This window comes from Ottowia oryzae, from assembly GCF_003008535.1.
Lineage (GTDB): Bacteria > Pseudomonadota > Gammaproteobacteria > Burkholderiales > Burkholderiaceae_C > Ottowia > Ottowia oryzae.
On record NZ_CP027666.1, the window covers coordinates 1,585,033 to 1,599,079 of the forward strand.

Annotated in this window: 14 protein-coding genes; 4 read left to right on the forward strand and 10 right to left on the reverse strand. The window is 68.8% G+C overall.

Annotated elements, in window-relative coordinates; translation table 11 throughout:
* Nucleotides 1-80 precede the first annotated feature (80 nt).
* The 5 genes from C6570_RS07420 to C6570_RS17985 all read right to left on the reverse strand — a co-directional run bounded on the left by C6570_RS07420 (nt 81) and on the right by C6570_RS17985 (nt 4,527).
* Entirely contained in the window at nt 81-293 is a 213-nt protein-coding gene (locus C6570_RS07420) for a hypothetical protein (RefSeq protein ID WP_106702645.1), read from the reverse strand.
* A gap of 5 nt (nt 294-298) precedes the next feature.
* Nucleotides 299-1,165, reverse strand: a complete 867-nt coding sequence (locus C6570_RS07425; RefSeq protein ID WP_106702646.1) for a hypothetical protein — start codon at nt 1,163-1,165, stop codon at nt 299-301.
* 69 nt (nt 1,166-1,234) lie between these two features.
* The gene (gene mutL, locus C6570_RS07430) at nt 1,235-3,121 is read right to left on the reverse strand and encodes a DNA mismatch repair endonuclease MutL (RefSeq protein WP_106702647.1); all 1,887 of its coding nucleotides are present in this window, start codon (nt 3,119-3,121) and stop codon (nt 1,235-1,237) included.
* 93 nt (nt 3,122-3,214) lie between these two features.
* Entirely contained in the window at nt 3,215-4,246 is a 1,032-nt protein-coding gene (locus C6570_RS07435; RefSeq protein ID WP_106702648.1) for an SDR family oxidoreductase, read from the reverse strand.
* Nucleotides 4,243-4,527 carry a hypothetical protein gene (locus C6570_RS17985; protein WP_123812234.1) on the reverse strand — a complete coding sequence of 95 codons (285 nt, stop codon included), beginning with the start codon at nt 4,525-4,527 and terminating at the stop codon, nt 4,243-4,245. The genes C6570_RS07435 and C6570_RS17985 overlap by 4 nt, the downstream gene beginning before the upstream one ends.
* Nucleotides 4,528-4,706: 179 nt before the next feature.
* Between C6570_RS17985 and C6570_RS07440 the strand changes: the two genes are divergently transcribed.
* Nucleotides 4,707-5,366 carry a DedA family protein gene (locus C6570_RS07440; RefSeq protein WP_106702649.1) on the forward strand — a complete coding sequence of 220 codons (660 nt, stop codon included), beginning with the start codon at nt 4,707-4,709 and terminating at the stop codon, nt 5,364-5,366.
* Between the two features lie 203 nt (nt 5,367-5,569).
* Here C6570_RS07440 and C6570_RS07445 read toward each other — a convergent pair whose 3' ends face one another.
* Together C6570_RS07445 and tsaE are read right to left on the reverse strand one after the other, a co-directional pair.
* Nucleotides 5,570-7,024, reverse strand: coding sequence for an N-acetylmuramoyl-L-alanine amidase (locus C6570_RS07445; RefSeq protein ID WP_106702650.1), 1,455 nt, complete (start codon nt 7,022-7,024; stop codon nt 5,570-5,572).
* On the reverse strand, nt 7,024-7,518 hold the full coding sequence (gene tsaE / locus C6570_RS07450) for a tRNA (adenosine(37)-N6)-threonylcarbamoyltransferase complex ATPase subunit type 1 TsaE (protein ID WP_245896344.1): 495 nt from the start codon (nt 7,516-7,518) through the stop codon (nt 7,024-7,026). Before tsaE ends, C6570_RS07445 begins: the two co-directional genes overlap by 1 nt.
* Before the next feature lie 9 nt (nt 7,519-7,527).
* Here tsaE and queG point away from each other — a divergent pair, with 9 nt between their 5' ends.
* Nucleotides 7,528-8,604: a tRNA epoxyqueuosine(34) reductase QueG gene (queG, locus tag C6570_RS07455; protein WP_211297688.1), complete on the forward strand. Its 1,077-nt coding sequence runs from the start codon at nt 7,528-7,530 to the stop codon at nt 8,602-8,604.
* Nucleotides 8,605-8,800: 196 nt separating this feature from the next.
* Here the strand turns inward: queG and C6570_RS07460 are convergent, their stop codons facing one another.
* Nucleotides 8,801-9,712, reverse strand: coding sequence for an AEC family transporter (locus C6570_RS07460; RefSeq protein ID WP_106702652.1), 912 nt, complete (start codon nt 9,710-9,712; stop codon nt 8,801-8,803).
* A 128-nt stretch (nt 9,713-9,840) separates the two neighbouring features.
* On the opposite strand from C6570_RS07460, the gene C6570_RS07465 reads away from it, so the two are divergent.
* The gene (locus C6570_RS07465) at nt 9,841-10,812 is read left to right on the forward strand and encodes a tripartite tricarboxylate transporter substrate binding protein BugE (RefSeq protein ID WP_106702653.1); all 972 of its coding nucleotides are present in this window, start codon (nt 9,841-9,843) and stop codon (nt 10,810-10,812) included.
* A gap of 233 nt (nt 10,813-11,045) precedes the next feature.
* On the opposite strand, the gene C6570_RS07470 is transcribed toward C6570_RS07465, so the two are convergent.
* Together C6570_RS07470 and C6570_RS07475 are read right to left on the reverse strand one after the other, a co-directional pair.
* Nucleotides 11,046-12,251: a c-type cytochrome gene (locus tag C6570_RS07470; RefSeq protein WP_245896346.1), complete on the reverse strand. Its 1,206-nt coding sequence runs from the start codon at nt 12,249-12,251 to the stop codon at nt 11,046-11,048.
* 19 nt (nt 12,252-12,270) lie between these two features.
* The gene (locus tag C6570_RS07475; RefSeq protein ID WP_245896347.1) at nt 12,271-12,924 is read right to left on the reverse strand and encodes a c-type cytochrome; all 654 of its coding nucleotides are present in this window, start codon (nt 12,922-12,924) and stop codon (nt 12,271-12,273) included.
* Between the two features lie 158 nt (nt 12,925-13,082).
* Between C6570_RS07475 and xerD the strand changes: the two genes are divergently transcribed.
* Nucleotides 13,083-14,033: a site-specific tyrosine recombinase XerD gene (xerD, locus tag C6570_RS07480; RefSeq protein WP_425437911.1), complete on the forward strand. Its 951-nt coding sequence runs from the start codon at nt 13,083-13,085 to the stop codon at nt 14,031-14,033.
* Nucleotides 14,034-14,047 lie beyond the last annotated feature (14 nt).

Genomic DNA, 14,047 nt, shown 5'->3' on the forward strand with positions numbered 1-14,047 from the left:
AGGCGGATCACCCCAGCCCCGCTGTAGGACAAGGGCGGCGATGCCTCAAGGCATCGGGCGCGTACCTGCGCCCGTGTCGGTCAGCGGCGGCGCGCTGCGCGGGCGCGCGGGGCGGCCTGTGGCTTGTCCGGGTCCATGTAGGGTGTGAACGCCTTGGGCCACGCGCACGGCTCGATCGGGCTGGTGGGCGCCGCGCAGGCGGCCAGGTGGGCATCCGCCTGGCGGTAGGCATCGCGGTAAGGGGGCTTTGCGCCGCGCACCTCGGCGGCCGTGGGGGTGAACATGTAGACCATGGCGGTCAGCTCCAGCTGCGGCGTCGTGGCTTCACCTGCAGGGAAACGTGGCGCCGCGCCATGTCGACCGCCACGATGGCCAGGCGCATCGGCACCACGCCGAAGCCCCTTTCCTGCACATCCGACGGCACCAGCATGACGTAAGGCGTCTGCACGCTGGGCAAGGCCAGCTGAACGCGCGTGCCGTCTTCGGCGCGCAGCGCAATGCGGTCGCCCGCGCCCAGGTAGCGGTTGGCCTGGTAACCGGTGGCGGGCTTTTCGCCCACGCAAGGCGCCCACAGTGCCTGCACGCCGTTCACGCGAAGGGTGCTGAACAGCAGCCCTTGCGGGTCGCGCTGGTCCAGCGGTGCCAGGGCAACGGGCTGCTTGCCGCGGATGGCGGTGGGCGCGCCGCCCGCCACGAACACGCCGGTGCTCGGGTGCCAGCCCACGCGCTGGTTGTAGCCGGCGCCCCAGGGCTTGCAGGCCAGGTCGGCCGTTTCGGGTGCATCCAGCGGCATGAAGCCTTCGTCCAGCGGCTCATTCTTGTCGACGCGGGTCAGGCGCCCCTGCTGGTCGTAGGTGAAGCTCGCCTTGGCGCGGTAGGTGTAGTAGGGCACCTTCACGCTTTCGTCGATGCCCGTGGCAGAGCTGAGCGTGAAAAACGGCGTGGTGTTCTGCTCGGTCGGCATGCGGTCCACGCCCGATTCCGCGCGCGATTGGGCGGCGGCGCTGGCGGCCGAAGCCTTGGTGCCCGAAGCCGCGTCGGCCTTGGCGCCCGGCGCGCCTGTCTGGGCGCAGCCGGCCAGCCAGGCGGCGGCCAGCAACACGGCGCTGGCTTGAGCGGCCCGCGCCACCGAAGTGCGCCTGGGCAGATGAATGTCGAACAACATGGGTTTCCCTTCCTCGGACTTGGTTATGAATATCGGGTGGCGGCCAGGCCGCGCGTCGGCCGGCCGGCGCTAGCGGCCGCGCAGGAACAAGCCGTCCAGCTCGCGCATGGTCAGCTGCCGCCAGGTCGGGCGGCCGTGGTTGCATTGGTCAGACCGGTCGGTCGCCTCCATCTGCCGCAGCAGCGCGTTCATTTCTTCGTGCGTCAGGCGCCGGTTGGCGCGCACCGCGCCGTGGCAGGCCATGGTGGCCAGCAATTCGTGCTGGGCACGCTCCACCACCGTACTGGCGTCGTGCTGCGCCAGTTCGGCGAGCACGCTGCGCGCCAGTTCCACCGCGTCGCCCGCCGCCAGCGTGGCGGGCACGGCGCGCACGGCCAGCGTTTTAGGCGAGAAAGGGGTGATGTCCAGGCCCAGGCGCTGCAGCACATCGGCGGCGCCTTCGGCCGTGGCCACTTCCTGCGGCGTGGCGGCGAAGGTGGCGGGAATCAGCAGCGGCTGGCTGGCCACCTGCGCGCCTTCCAGCTGCGTTTTCAGCCGCTCGTACACGATGCGCTCATGCGCGGCGTGCATGTCCACCACGATCAGCCCGGCGCGGTTTTCCGCCAGGATGTAGACGCCGTGCAACTGGGCCACCGCGCGGCCCAGCGGCCATTCGGGCGTGGCGGCCACGGTGTCGGCGCCTGCGCTTTCAGCGTCGCTGGCGGGCATCGGCGGCGGAGCGCCTTCTTGCGCGGGGCTGACTTGAGGCTGCCAAAGGGCGCGCAGCTCTTCCATCGCCAGCGCGTTGGATGCTCCTGAACTAATAGCTGCTTGCGCAAGTGGCATCTGCGCTGGCGGGCGAAAAGGCATGAAGCTTTCTGCGCGCAGGCTGGCGCTTTCGCCATCGCCCTCGCGCGGGGCCCAGGCGGACGCGCCCGGTGCGTCACCGGTGGCCGCTTGCGCCAGCAGCGCCGCGCGCGGGGCGGCCAGCGCCTGGTCCACGGCGTGGCGCACCGCCTGGTGCACTTCGCGGCCGTCGCGAAAGCGCACCTCGATCTTGGTGGGGTGCACGTTCACGTCAACCCGCGCCGGGTCCAGCTCGACAAACAGCACGTACACCGGCTGGCGGTGGCCGTGCAGCACGTCTTCGTACGCGCTGCGGGCGGCGTGCACGATGACTTTGTCGCGCACGAAGCGGCCGTTGACGTAGGCAAACTGCTGGTCGGCGCGCGAGCGCGCGGCGTCTGGCAAGCCCGCGCGCCCGGTCACGCGCACGGCGCCAGCGCGGTGGTCCACGGCGATGGAGTTGGCGAGGAAATCCTCGCCCAGCACGTCGGCCACGCGGCGGTCGCGGGCGTCTTCGCCGGACTGGCGGCGCCACTGCTCCACCAGCTTGCCTTCGTGCCAGATGGCAAAGCCCACGTCGGGCCGGGCCAGCGCGTGGCGGCGCACCGCCTCGATGCAGTGGGCCAGTTCGGTGGCGTCGGTTTTCAGGAACTTGCGCCGCGCCGGCACGCTGAAGAACAGCTCTTTGACTTCGACGGTCGTGCCGCCTGCACGGGCGGCGGGTTTCAGCTCGCCCGTGCGCCCATCCAGCATCCATGCATTGGATTGGCCTGCAGCGCGCGACAGCAAAGCGAGTTCAGCTATCGAATTGATGGCGGCCAGCGCTTCGCCGCGAAAGCCCATGGTGCCCACGGCTTCCAGCTCGGCCAGGCTGGCGATCTTGCTGGTGGCGTGGCGCTTGAGCGCGGTGGCCATCTGCTCGGGCACGATGCCGTCGCCGTCATCTTCCAGGCTGATCAGGCGCACGCCGCCGGCCGACAGGCGCAGCGTGATCTGCGTGGCGCCCGCGTCCAGCGCGTTGTCCAGAAGCTCGCGCACCACCGAGGCTGGGCGCTCCACCACTTCGCCGGCGGCGATCTGGCTGATCAGTTCGTCAGGCAACTCAAGGATGGGGCGGCGCGCTTGGGACATGGCGCCATTCTAGAAAGCCATCGCCGCGCGGCGGCTTCGACTCTGGCGCGCCGCTGCCTCGTGAACGGCTGGCTGGCCGCGGCTTCGGCAACGCTAGATCGCGCCGACCTCGCCGGTCACCGGCAGCACGATGCCGGTGATGTAGCTCGCGGTGCAGGGCGAAGCGAGGAATACGTACGCCGGGGCCAGTTCCTCGGGCTGGGCTGGGCGCCGAAAAGCGGTGTGGCTGCCGAATTCGGCCATGTCCGATGGCCGCTTATCGGCCGGGTTCAGCGGCGTCCACACCGGCCCCGGCGCGACAGCGTTGACGCGGATGCCGCGGTCCAGCACCTGCTGCGCCAGCGCCTTGGTCAACGCGTGGATCGCGCCCTTGCTGGCGGAGTAGTCGACCAGGCTGGGGCTGCCAGCCAGTCCCGTCACCGAGCCGGTGTTGATGATGCACGCGCCTGCTTCAAGGTGCGGCAGCGCCGCGCGTGCCATGCGCAGGTAGCCGGCCACGTTGGTCTGCAGCGTGAGGTCGATGCGCTCGTCGCTGAGGTCTTCCAGGCGGTCGGCATGCAACTGGAACGCGGCGTTGTTCACCAGCACGTCCAGCCGGCCAAACGCCTTCAGGGCCTTGGCGACGGCGCGCTCGCAAAAACCGCGCTGGCGCACGTCACCGGCCAGCAACACGCACTTGCGGCCTTCGTTGACCACTGCGTCGTGCGCAATGGCAGCGTCCTGTTGCTCGCCGCCCAGGTGCACCAGCACGATGTCGCAGCCTTCGCGCGCGAACAGCGTGGCCACGGCGCGGCCAATGCCGGAGTCGCCGCCGGTGATCAGGGCCACTTTGCCATCGAGCTTGCGTGAACCCAGGTAGGCGGGATTCAGGTAGCGCGGCGCCAAGTCAAGTTCAGCCTCGCGCCCGGGCTTGCGCAGGCGCTTGCGCGGCAGCGGCGGGGCGGGCTCCCCATCCAGGCCTGGGCCGGTTTGCGGCAGTTTTTTAGAGCTTGCCGGTTTGGCGCGCTGGCTGTCCAGCGCCACCTGCGCTCGCTGCAGACGACGGTAGGTGGTCTCCAGCCTGGCGGTCGCGTTGGACTTGGCGGGAGCGGCGGCGCGCTTGCGCAGGCGGGTGCTGGTGCTCATGGGCTGCGCGGTTTCCGCCCAGGTTCCGTCCGTGCGCCTTGCTTCATTCCCGCAGCATGGGATTCCGCAGGCGATGGCTGCTGCAATTGGGGCGCGGCCGAGGTGTCAGGCCGGCCGCGCTGCGCATCGGCATAGCCCTCGACGGCGACCTTCTGCTTGTCCTGCCTGGCCGCTGGCTTCTGGCTGCTTGGCGCTTGATCGTTTTCATGGGGCAGCGCGCCGGGTTGCGGCGTTCTGGCTTTGAGGTTCACCGAGGTTTGCTCGGGAGATGGGCGGTTCATGGCAATCAATCCTGCGCAAATTGGAGCGTTCAGTGTGAGGCGCGCGACACGCCTGGCCTGTCGGACGGCGCCCCTTGCGGGCGTGGTGCGCTTGGCCGATGTGTTGTTCCGCGACGAGCACCTGGGTACCCACGCGCAATGCTTTCAAGCCAGTGACCTTGCCCACCGATAATTGGCGAATGGAAATCGTGATGCATTTGGTCGACTTCATCCTGCATGTCGACAAATACCTGGGCGCTTTCGTGGCCCAGTACGGGGTTTGGGTTTACGCGCTGCTGTTCATCATCGTCTTTGTGGAAACGGGCGTGGTGGTGATGCCGTTTCTGCCGGGCGATTCGCTGCTGTTCGTGGTGGGCGCGCTGGCCGGCGCAGGGCACATGCACATCGGCGTGGCGTGCGCGGTGCTGCTGGCGGCGGCCATCCTGGGCGACCAGTGCAACTACAGCATTGGCCGCTACCTGGGGCCTAAGGTGTTCCAGTGGGAGGATTCGCGCTTCTTCAACCGAAAGGCCTTCGACAAGGCGCACGCGTTCTACGAACGCTATGGCGGCGTGACCATCATCCTGGCGCGCTTCATGCCCTTTATTCGCACCTTCGTGCCCTTCGTCGCTGGCGTGGCGGAGATGCAGCGCGCCAAGTTCACGCTGTTCAACGTGGTGGGCGCAGTGATCTGGGTGCTGGGCCTGTGCACCGCCGGTTACGTGTTCGGCAACATGCCGTGGGTGCAGGCCAACCTGAGCAAGATCATCTGGGCGCTGATCCTGGTGCCGGCCCTGATCGCCATCTACGGCGGCTGGCGCGCGGGGCGCGCTGAAAAGCAAGGTGGCAGCCCGGCCTGACCGGGCTCAGCTGCTGTGTCAGCACCATAAAAAACGGGCGCCCTTGCGAACGCCCGTTGAATGGGATGAGGAGAACTTGCAATGGGCGGAAACCGGCCCCGTCAACAGGGCAGGGCCACCGCCTGTATGCATTGCATCACAGTGCGCCAGCGCTTGCTGTAGGACAAGGCGCAAGCTGTTGACATCCGGCGGCGCCGGGCAGGTCAGATCTGCCGGTTGCGCGCCATCGGCGGGTTGGCGGCGAAGTACTTCTGGATGCCGTTGATCAGCGCGTTGGCCAGGTTGTTCTGGTAGGTTTCCGAGCGCAGCTTGGTCTCTTCCTCGGGGTTGCTGATGAAGGCGGTCTCGACCAGGATGCTGGGAATATCGGGCTGGCGCAGCACGGCAAAGTTGGCGCGCTCAACCTGCGCTTTATGAAGTCGCCCGACCCCTTTGATCTGGCTGAGCATGGAGTCCCCCAGCAGCAGGCTGTCACGAATCTGCGCTGACGTGCTCATGTCCAGCAGCGTGCGCTGCAAGGCCGAATCTCGCACCCCCAGGTTGGCGCCGCCTACGCGGTCAGAGTCGTTCTCGCTCTGCGCCAGCCAGCGCGCCGTGGTGCTGCTGGCGCCGCGTTCAGACAGGGCGTAGACGCTGGCGCCGCTGGCGTTGGGGTGGGGCACGGCGTCGGCGTGGATGCTGACGAACAGGTCGGCGCCCACGCGGCGCGCTTTTTCCACCCGCATATTCAGCGGCACGAAAAAGTCGGCATCGCGCGTGAGGAAGGCCCGCATGGGGCTGCCGCCCACGGTGGAATTGTTGATGCGGTCGCGCAGCTTCAGCGCCACCTGCAGCACCACGTCTTTTTCGCGCGTGCCGCCGGGGCCGGTGGCGCCTGGGTCTTCGCCGCCGTGCCCGGGGTCGATGGCAACGATGATCAGGCGGTCGGTGCTGCCGGGCACGGGGGCCGGCGGCCGCGCGGGCGCGCGCGCCACCGGCGGCGGGGCACCAGGCCGAGATGGGGCCGCTGCGGGCGGTGGGGGCTTGGGTGCGCGGGCCACCGTGGTGTCGCTGGGCTTGCGGCCAGAGGCGTTGGACCGCTCGAACTGGCGCGCGATCAGGTCGCCCAGCGAATCGACGGCCGCGGCGTCGGCCCTGGCCTTGGCGGCGTCGGGCGCGGGGCTGGCGCCCAGGTCCTTCATGCGCTCGGCGATCAGCTGCTCCAGAGGGTCGGGCGGGTTGGCGGGGTACAGATCGAACACCAGCCGGTACTGATAGGCCGCCACCGGGGACAGCGTGAAGACCTGGGGCTTGATCTCGTGCTTGAGGTCCACCACCAGGCGCACCACGCCGGGCGAGTTCTGGCCCACGCGGATGCCGGCGATGTTCGGGTCGTCCGAGCGCACCTTGGCCACCAGCTCGCGCAGGGTAGGGTTCAGGTCGAGCCCGTCGATGTCCACCGCCAGGCGCGGGGGCGAGCCGACCATGCGGTGCGTGGCCTTCAGCGCGGTGTCGGACTCGATGGTCACACGCGTGTAGTCTTCGGCGGGCCACAGGCGCACGGCGACGATGCTGGCGCCGCGCGCAATATGGTGAGTGCCCAGCAGCAGCACGAGCGAGCCGCCCTGCAGCAGCAGGCGGCGGCGGGCGGGGGCGGGGGGCGTGCGCGGTTCGGTCATCAAGGCATGTCCTGCAGCAAACGAACCCCCAGCGGCGTGGGCGCAGCCACCTGCACCTGCCGCGCGCCGTCGTCCAGCGCGTCGATCCGCACCACCCAGTCGGCCACCGGCAGCAGGCCGGCGGCTTTTTCGGGCCATTCGGCCAGCTTCAGGCCGGGGGCGGCAAAGAGGTCCCGGAAGCCCGCGTCTTCCCATTCGAGCGGGTCGTTGAAACGGTAAAAATCAAAGTGCGAAATCGCCAGCCCGGCCGGCGTTTCGTGCGGCTCCACCACGGCGTAGGTGGGGCTTTTAACCCGGCCGGTGATGCCCAGCGCGCGCAGCAGGTGGCGCACGAAGGTGGTCTTGCCAGCGCCCAGGTCGCCATGCAGTTCGATGAACGCATCGCCCAGCGCAGGCGAGGCGGCCAGCTGGCGCGCGAAGGCCTCGGTATCGGCTTCGCTGCCCCAGCGCCACACGCGGCGGGGAGCGGTTTCTAGAATCGGGGTGTGGAGCATGACAAGGCGATGGACGCGCAGGCGTTGTGGAGCCAGATCGGCGCTTGGGCGCGCGAGCTGGGCTTTTCGCATGTGGGCGTGGCGGGCGTGGATTTGTCCAGCGCCGAAGCCGGGCTGCTGGCGTGGCTGGCCGACGGCTTTCACGGCAGCATGGATTACATGGCGGCGCACGGCCTCAAGCGCGCGCGCCCGGCCGAATTGGTGCCCGGCACGGTGAGCGTGATCACCGCGCGCATGGACTACCTGCCGCGCAGCACGCCGCCCGACTGGCAGGCGCTGGAGCTGGACCGGCTGAACCGCCCCACCGAAGGCATCGTCTCGGTCTACGCCAGGGGGCGCGACTACCACAAGGTGCTGCGCAACCGGCTGCAAAAACTGCAGCAGCGACTGGCCGACGCCATTGGGCCGTTCGGCCACCGCGTGTTCACCGATTCGGCGCCGGTGCTGGAGGCCGAGCTGGCCGCCCGCAGCGGCCAGGGCTGGCGCGGCAAGCACACGCTGGTGCTGAATCGCGAAGGCGGCTCGATGTTCTTTCTGGGTGAGATCTACATCGACCTGGCGCTGCCGCCCACCGAGCCGGTGGCGCCGCACTGCGGGCGCTGCCAGGCCTGCATCGACGTGTGCCCCACGGGCGCCATCGTCGCGCCGCACCGCATCGACGCGCGGCGCTGCATCTCTTACCTGACCATCGAGCACGACGGCTCCATCGACGAATCCCTCCGGCCTTGGCTGGGCAATCGTATCTACGGCTGTGACGACTGCCAGCTGATCTGCCCGTGGAACAAGTACGCCCAGCGCAGCGCGCTGCCCGACTTCGACCCGCGCCCGGGCTTGACCGGCGCAGAGCTGGTCAATCTGATGCGCTGGAGCGAGGCAGAGTTCCTGCAGCGCACCGAAGGCAGCCCCATCCGCCGCATTGGCCACGTGCGCTGGCTGCGCAACGTGGCCGTGGCCATCGGCAACGCATTGGCTGCGCTGCCGGCAGAGGACGACCGCCGCGCGGCGCTGCGCGACGCCTTGCGCGCCCATGCCGAGCACCCCAGCGCCATCGTGCGCGAACACGTCGATTGGGCCTTGCGAAGGTAAAGGCATGGGTTTTCAGAGGATTTTGAGTGCCTGGCCCGCGCCGGTAGAGCGGCGGCCGCTGCCAATTTCATAGCATTCTAGGTCATGCGTCAACCGCGGCAAGGTGACAACGGCGGCATTTGTGCACACAGCCTGCGCCGCGTTCACACCGCCTTCACACCACGTTTGCGCCGCGCCAGCGTGGCCGTGAACGCGCTCAGCCCCGGCCGATCAGCCCCAGGGCAAAAGGCAGGCTGATCATGCCCAGCAGCGTCGACAGCGTGACCAGCCCCGCCACGTACGCCCCGTTGTAGCCCATGCGCGCGGCCAGCACGTAACAACTCGATGCCGTGGGCAGGGCAGAGAAGGTCAGCAGCATCAGCGTTTCGGGCTGGCCCAGGCTGAAGGCGCGCGCCATGCCCCAGGCCAACAGCGGTGTGATGAGGTGGCGGATGGCCAGCAGCGCCACGCCCAGCGCCTTGCCGCGCGCCAGCGACTGAAACTGCATTCCGGCGCCTGCGGCCATCAGCCCCAGCGCGATCGACGCCGCGCCGATGCGCGACACCGTGGGCAGCGCCCAGTCGGGCGTGGTCAGGCCCATCAGGTTGCAGGCCAGGCCCGACGCGGTGGCGATGATCAGCGGGTTGCGCACCACCTCGCGCAGAAAGCCGCGCTCGGCGTGTCGCGCCATCGGCCACACGGCCGCCACGTTGAACAGCGGCACGCACACGCCGATCAGCACGGCGATCAGCTGCAGGCCCTGCGCGCCCGCCAGGCGCTCGGCCAGCGCCAGGCCGATGAACGAATTGAAGCGAAAGGCCACCTGCGCGCTGACCGCGTGGTCGCGCCGGTCGATGTGCTTGCCCAGCCCCGGCAGGCGGGGCAGGGCGTAGGCCAGGGCAATGCCGCCCAGGCCGGTCAGCAGCCCGGCGCCCATCAAGCCCGACGCGGCGGCCAGATCCAGCGGCGTGCGCACGATGGACTGGAACAGCAGCACCGGAAACAGAAAGTAGTAAACCAGCGCCTCCACCGCCTGCCAGACGGGCTTGTTCAGCGCCGTGTAGCGGCACAGCAGGTAGCCGATCAAGATCAGCGAAAAATCAGGGAAAAGCAGCTGGGCGTAGTGCACGGGGGGCGAGCATACCCGCACGGCTTGGGGCAAACCCTCACTTTACTTGCGTTGCGGGTTTGAACAATCGGCCGTTTCGGCCTTCTAATCGACACTTTTGGTTATTTGCATTGAAGGAGTTAGAACCTATGCACCGTCGCCACCTGATTGCACTCGCGGCTGCCACTGCTACGCTGGCTTGCGGCAGCGCCTTTGCGCAGAGCAACTACCCCAGCAAGCCGATCCGGCTGATCGTGCCTTTCGCCGCGGGCGGCACCACGGACATCATTGCCCGCGTGATGTCCGAGCCGCTGACCAAGGCGCTGGGCCAGTCGGTCGTGGTGGACAACAAGGGCGGCGCAGGCGGCGCCATCGGTGCGGCGGAAGCCGCGCGCGCAGCGCCCGACGGCTACACGCTGAGCGTGGCCACGGTGTCGACCACCGCCGCCAACCCGGCCATCAACCCCAAGCTGTCGTACGACCCGATCAACGACTTTGTGCCGATCATCAACATCGCGGCCACGCCCAACATCATTGCGGTGAACCCGTCGTTCCCCGCAAAAGACTACAAGTCGTTCGTCGAGCTGCTCAAGAAGAACCCGGGCAAGTATTCGTACGCCTCGTCGGGCACGGGCGGCATTGGCCACCTGCAGACCGAGCTGTGGAAGAGCCTGACTGGCCTGTTCGTCACCCACATTCCGTACCGCGGCGCGGGCCCGGCACTGAACGACGTGGTGGCCGGCCAGGTGCCGATCATGTTCGACAACCTGCCTTCTGCGCTGCCTTTCATCAAGACCGGCAAGCTGGTGCCCATCGTGGTGGCCGCGCCCGCGCGCCTGAAGGATCTGCCTGACACGCCCACGTTCAAAGAGGTGGGCCTGGAGCCGGTGAACCGCATGGCCTACTACGGCATCCTGGCGCCCAAGGGCACGCCCAAGGAGATCGTGGACAAGGTGTATGCGGCGGCCAAGAAGGCGCTGGAAGAGCCGGCGGTGAAAAAGCGCATCGAAGAGACGGGCTCGATCATCGTGGGCAATACGCCGCAAGAGTTCTCCAAGCAGATCAAGGACGAATTCAACGTCTACAAGGAAGTGGTGAAAAAGCAGAAGCTGACGCTCTGAGGGGCGTGACTGCCGGGGCCTGGCTTAAAGCCGGGCCACACAGCGAAGGGCGCCAGTCGGCGCCCTTTTTCTTTGCCCAGACGCATGTGTTGCGTTGGCTGGACGGCGCCGCGGTGTGGCCATGAAGGCGCGACTTCGTGGCAAGCCCGCTACGAGGCCCGGGCTGGCGGAATCCTTTGTGCTATGAAAATAGTAGCTGCCGGCGCTGGTGCTGCCTGCGCTGGAGGCCTATTTCATCGTGTATTTCGCCCCAGCAGCTTGCCATTGACGGTCTGCCCGTACATCGAGCCGTCGCCGTCGTGGAACTGCTTGCGCGTGGCCTCCACGCTGCCGGTGAAGCGCGGGTCTTGCGGGCGGTCTTGGCTGTCGATGTACTGCGCCACGTCCCAGGCGTCCTGCTCGCTCAAGCTGCCACCGCGGCTGAGCGGCATGTTGGCCTGGATGTAGGCAGCCGCATTCTTCACGCTGGCCATGCCCGCGCCCCAGTTGTACGACTGCGCGCCCCACAGCGGCGGAAACACCTGCGTGTCGCCACTGCGCGTGCCTTCGCCGTTGGCGCCGTGGCACAGCGCGCACTGGGCGCTGTAGACCGCCAGGCCGCGCTGGTAGTCGGGCGGCTGCGCGGGCTTGGGCAGGGCCTGGTAGCCCGCGCCGGGCAGCTTTTCGCCCGCCGGGGCGCCCTTGGCCATCCAGTACGCGTAGGCCTGTAGCGCGCCCAGCACCTCGCCCCCGTAGGGCGGGGCCTTGCCGTTCATGCTGTATTCAAAGCAGCCGCGCAGTCGGTCTTCAAAGCTGTCGACATGCTGGGTCTTGGCGCGGTAGGCGGGGTACAGCCCGTACGCGCCCCACATGGGCGCCGATTTGGCCAGCCGCCCCGCGTCCAAGTGGCAGTTCACGCAGTTCAGGCTGTTGCCCACGTAGGCCTTGGCGTAGGTGCCGGTGTGCAGAAAGATCTGCTGACCGCGCCGGATCACGTCGCCCATCGGGCCGTCCGGCAGCGTGTCATCGGCCGGGGGCTTGAAGGCGACTTTGCTGACCCCGTTCGGCGCAGGCGCTGCGGTTGCCGTGGTGGCCGCGGCGCTGGCGGGGGCCGCCGCAGCGCTGGCCGCGTTGCCCGTGTTGCCCGCACCCGTTGCGGCGTTGACGCTGACTGCCGATGGCGCGGCAGCTGCCGTGGTATCTGTGGGCGCGGCACTGGCCGCCGCGGCCGGCGCGCCGGAGTTCACCAATGCGCTGGCGGGCGTGCCTTGGCGAAACGGGTCGTTCGCGGTCAAGGCGTCTGGGATGGCCACGGCTGCGCGGAACAGCACCGCGAAGATCGCACCGGTGAACATGATGGCGATGAACTTCAGCCACCACGGGAAGTCGTCCGAACCGCTGGTGATGGCGTTCGTGCCGACGGCTGCGCGGCCAGAATCAGAGGGGTTGGGCGGGTTCATGCGGGCCTCTCGAACGGGCTTACCTGGCCTGCGCGCCGTAGTATTTCGCCACGGCGGCCACGTCGTCGCTGCTCAGCTTCTTGGCGATGCCCTGCATCAGCCCCAGCGGGCCCGGGCCGCGCTGGCCTTGCTTCCACGCGTCGATCTGTGCCTGCATGTAGGCCGCGTTCAGGTGCGCAATCGGCGGGAAGTGCTCGCCCACGCCCTCGCCCGCCGGGCCATGGCAGGCGGCGCAGGCCGGAATGCCCTCGCCCATTCGCCCCCGCAGGGCCAGCCAGGCGCCTGCGTCGCTGGCCTTGGGCGCCGCGGGCGGCTGCGGGGCGCGCGCAATGCCGCTGGGCAGCGTGGCCAGGTAGGCGGCCACGTCGGCGCGCTGCTGGGCCGTCAAGCCCTTGGCGTTGGGCGCCATGACGGCGTTGGCGCGCGTGCCGTCGGCAAACGCGTCCAGCTGCGCCCGCACGTACGCCGCGCCGCTGCCCGCCAGTGGTGGGAAGGTGCCCGCGCCCTGTGCCTGCGCGCCGTGGCAGCTGGCGCAAGCGGGTACCGCGGGCGGCACGCCGTTGGCGTAAAGGGCCTGACCGGCCTGGGGGTTGCCGGTTTGCGCCAAAGCCGCCGTGCCGACGAGCGTGCACGCCAACGCCACACCGACGCGCAGTAAGTCAAACGCTTGCACCGTGGTCGCCTTCTTCTGGTTGGATGTGTGGGCCGCCGTCTGGCTTGTCTCGCGGGCCAGGGCAGGGTTTAGGGCGGGCTGTGCGCCATCCTAGGCGCCCGGGCGGCACCGCGCTTGTGGGACAAAGCCGCGCTTCTGGCCTCTGCTATCGTCGCGCCGTGAATCCCCACGCCGCGCCGCCACCGCCCGCCACGCCCGCCCGCGCCATACCGGTGCCAGCACCCGAGGTGGACGCCTTCGTGGACGCCCTCTGGCTGGAAGACGGCCTGGCGCGCAACACCCTCGACGCCTATCGGCGCGACCTGAAGCTGTACGCCGACTGGCTGCACGCCACGCACGGCCTGGGCGTGTTGGCCAGCGCCGAACACCACCTGCTGGGCTACTTTGCCGCGCGCGCGGCCACGCGGGCCACGTCGGCCAACCGGCGCCTCACCGTGTTCAAGCGCTTTTTCCGCTGGGCGCTGCGCGAGCGGATGATCCACGCCGACCCCACCCTCAAGCTGCTGGCCGCGCGCCAGCCGCTGCGCGTGCCCAAGACGCTGAGCGAAGCCCAGGCCGAAGCGCTGCTGGCCGCGCCCGACGCAGCCACGCCGCTGGGCGTGCGCGACCGCACCATGCTGGAGCTGATGTACGCCAGCGGCCTGCGCGTAAGCGAGCTGGTGCAGCTCAAGACCTACCACGTGGGCCTGGCCGAAGGCGTGCTGCGCGTCATGGGCAAAGGCAGCAAAGAGCGCCTGGTGCCGTTTGGCGAAGTCGCCCGGGAATGGCTGGATCGCTATATGTTAGATAGCAGGCAGCGCTTGCTGGGCGGGCGCCAGACGGATGATTTGTTCATAACGACGGCGGGCCGAATCCCTGGCACAGCCATGTCGCGCGTGATGTTCTGGAACATCGTCAAGCGCTATGCGCGCGAAGCGGGCATCACCTCGCCCCTGTCGCCCCACACCCTGCGCCACGCCTTCGCCACCCACCTGCTCAACCACGGCGCCGACCTGCGCGCGGTGCAGATGCTGCTCGGCCACGCCGACATATCGACCACCACGATCTACACCCACATCGCCCGCGAGCGTCTGAAGGCGCTGCACGCCCAGCACCACCCGCGGGGTTGAGGCAAGCCGGCTGC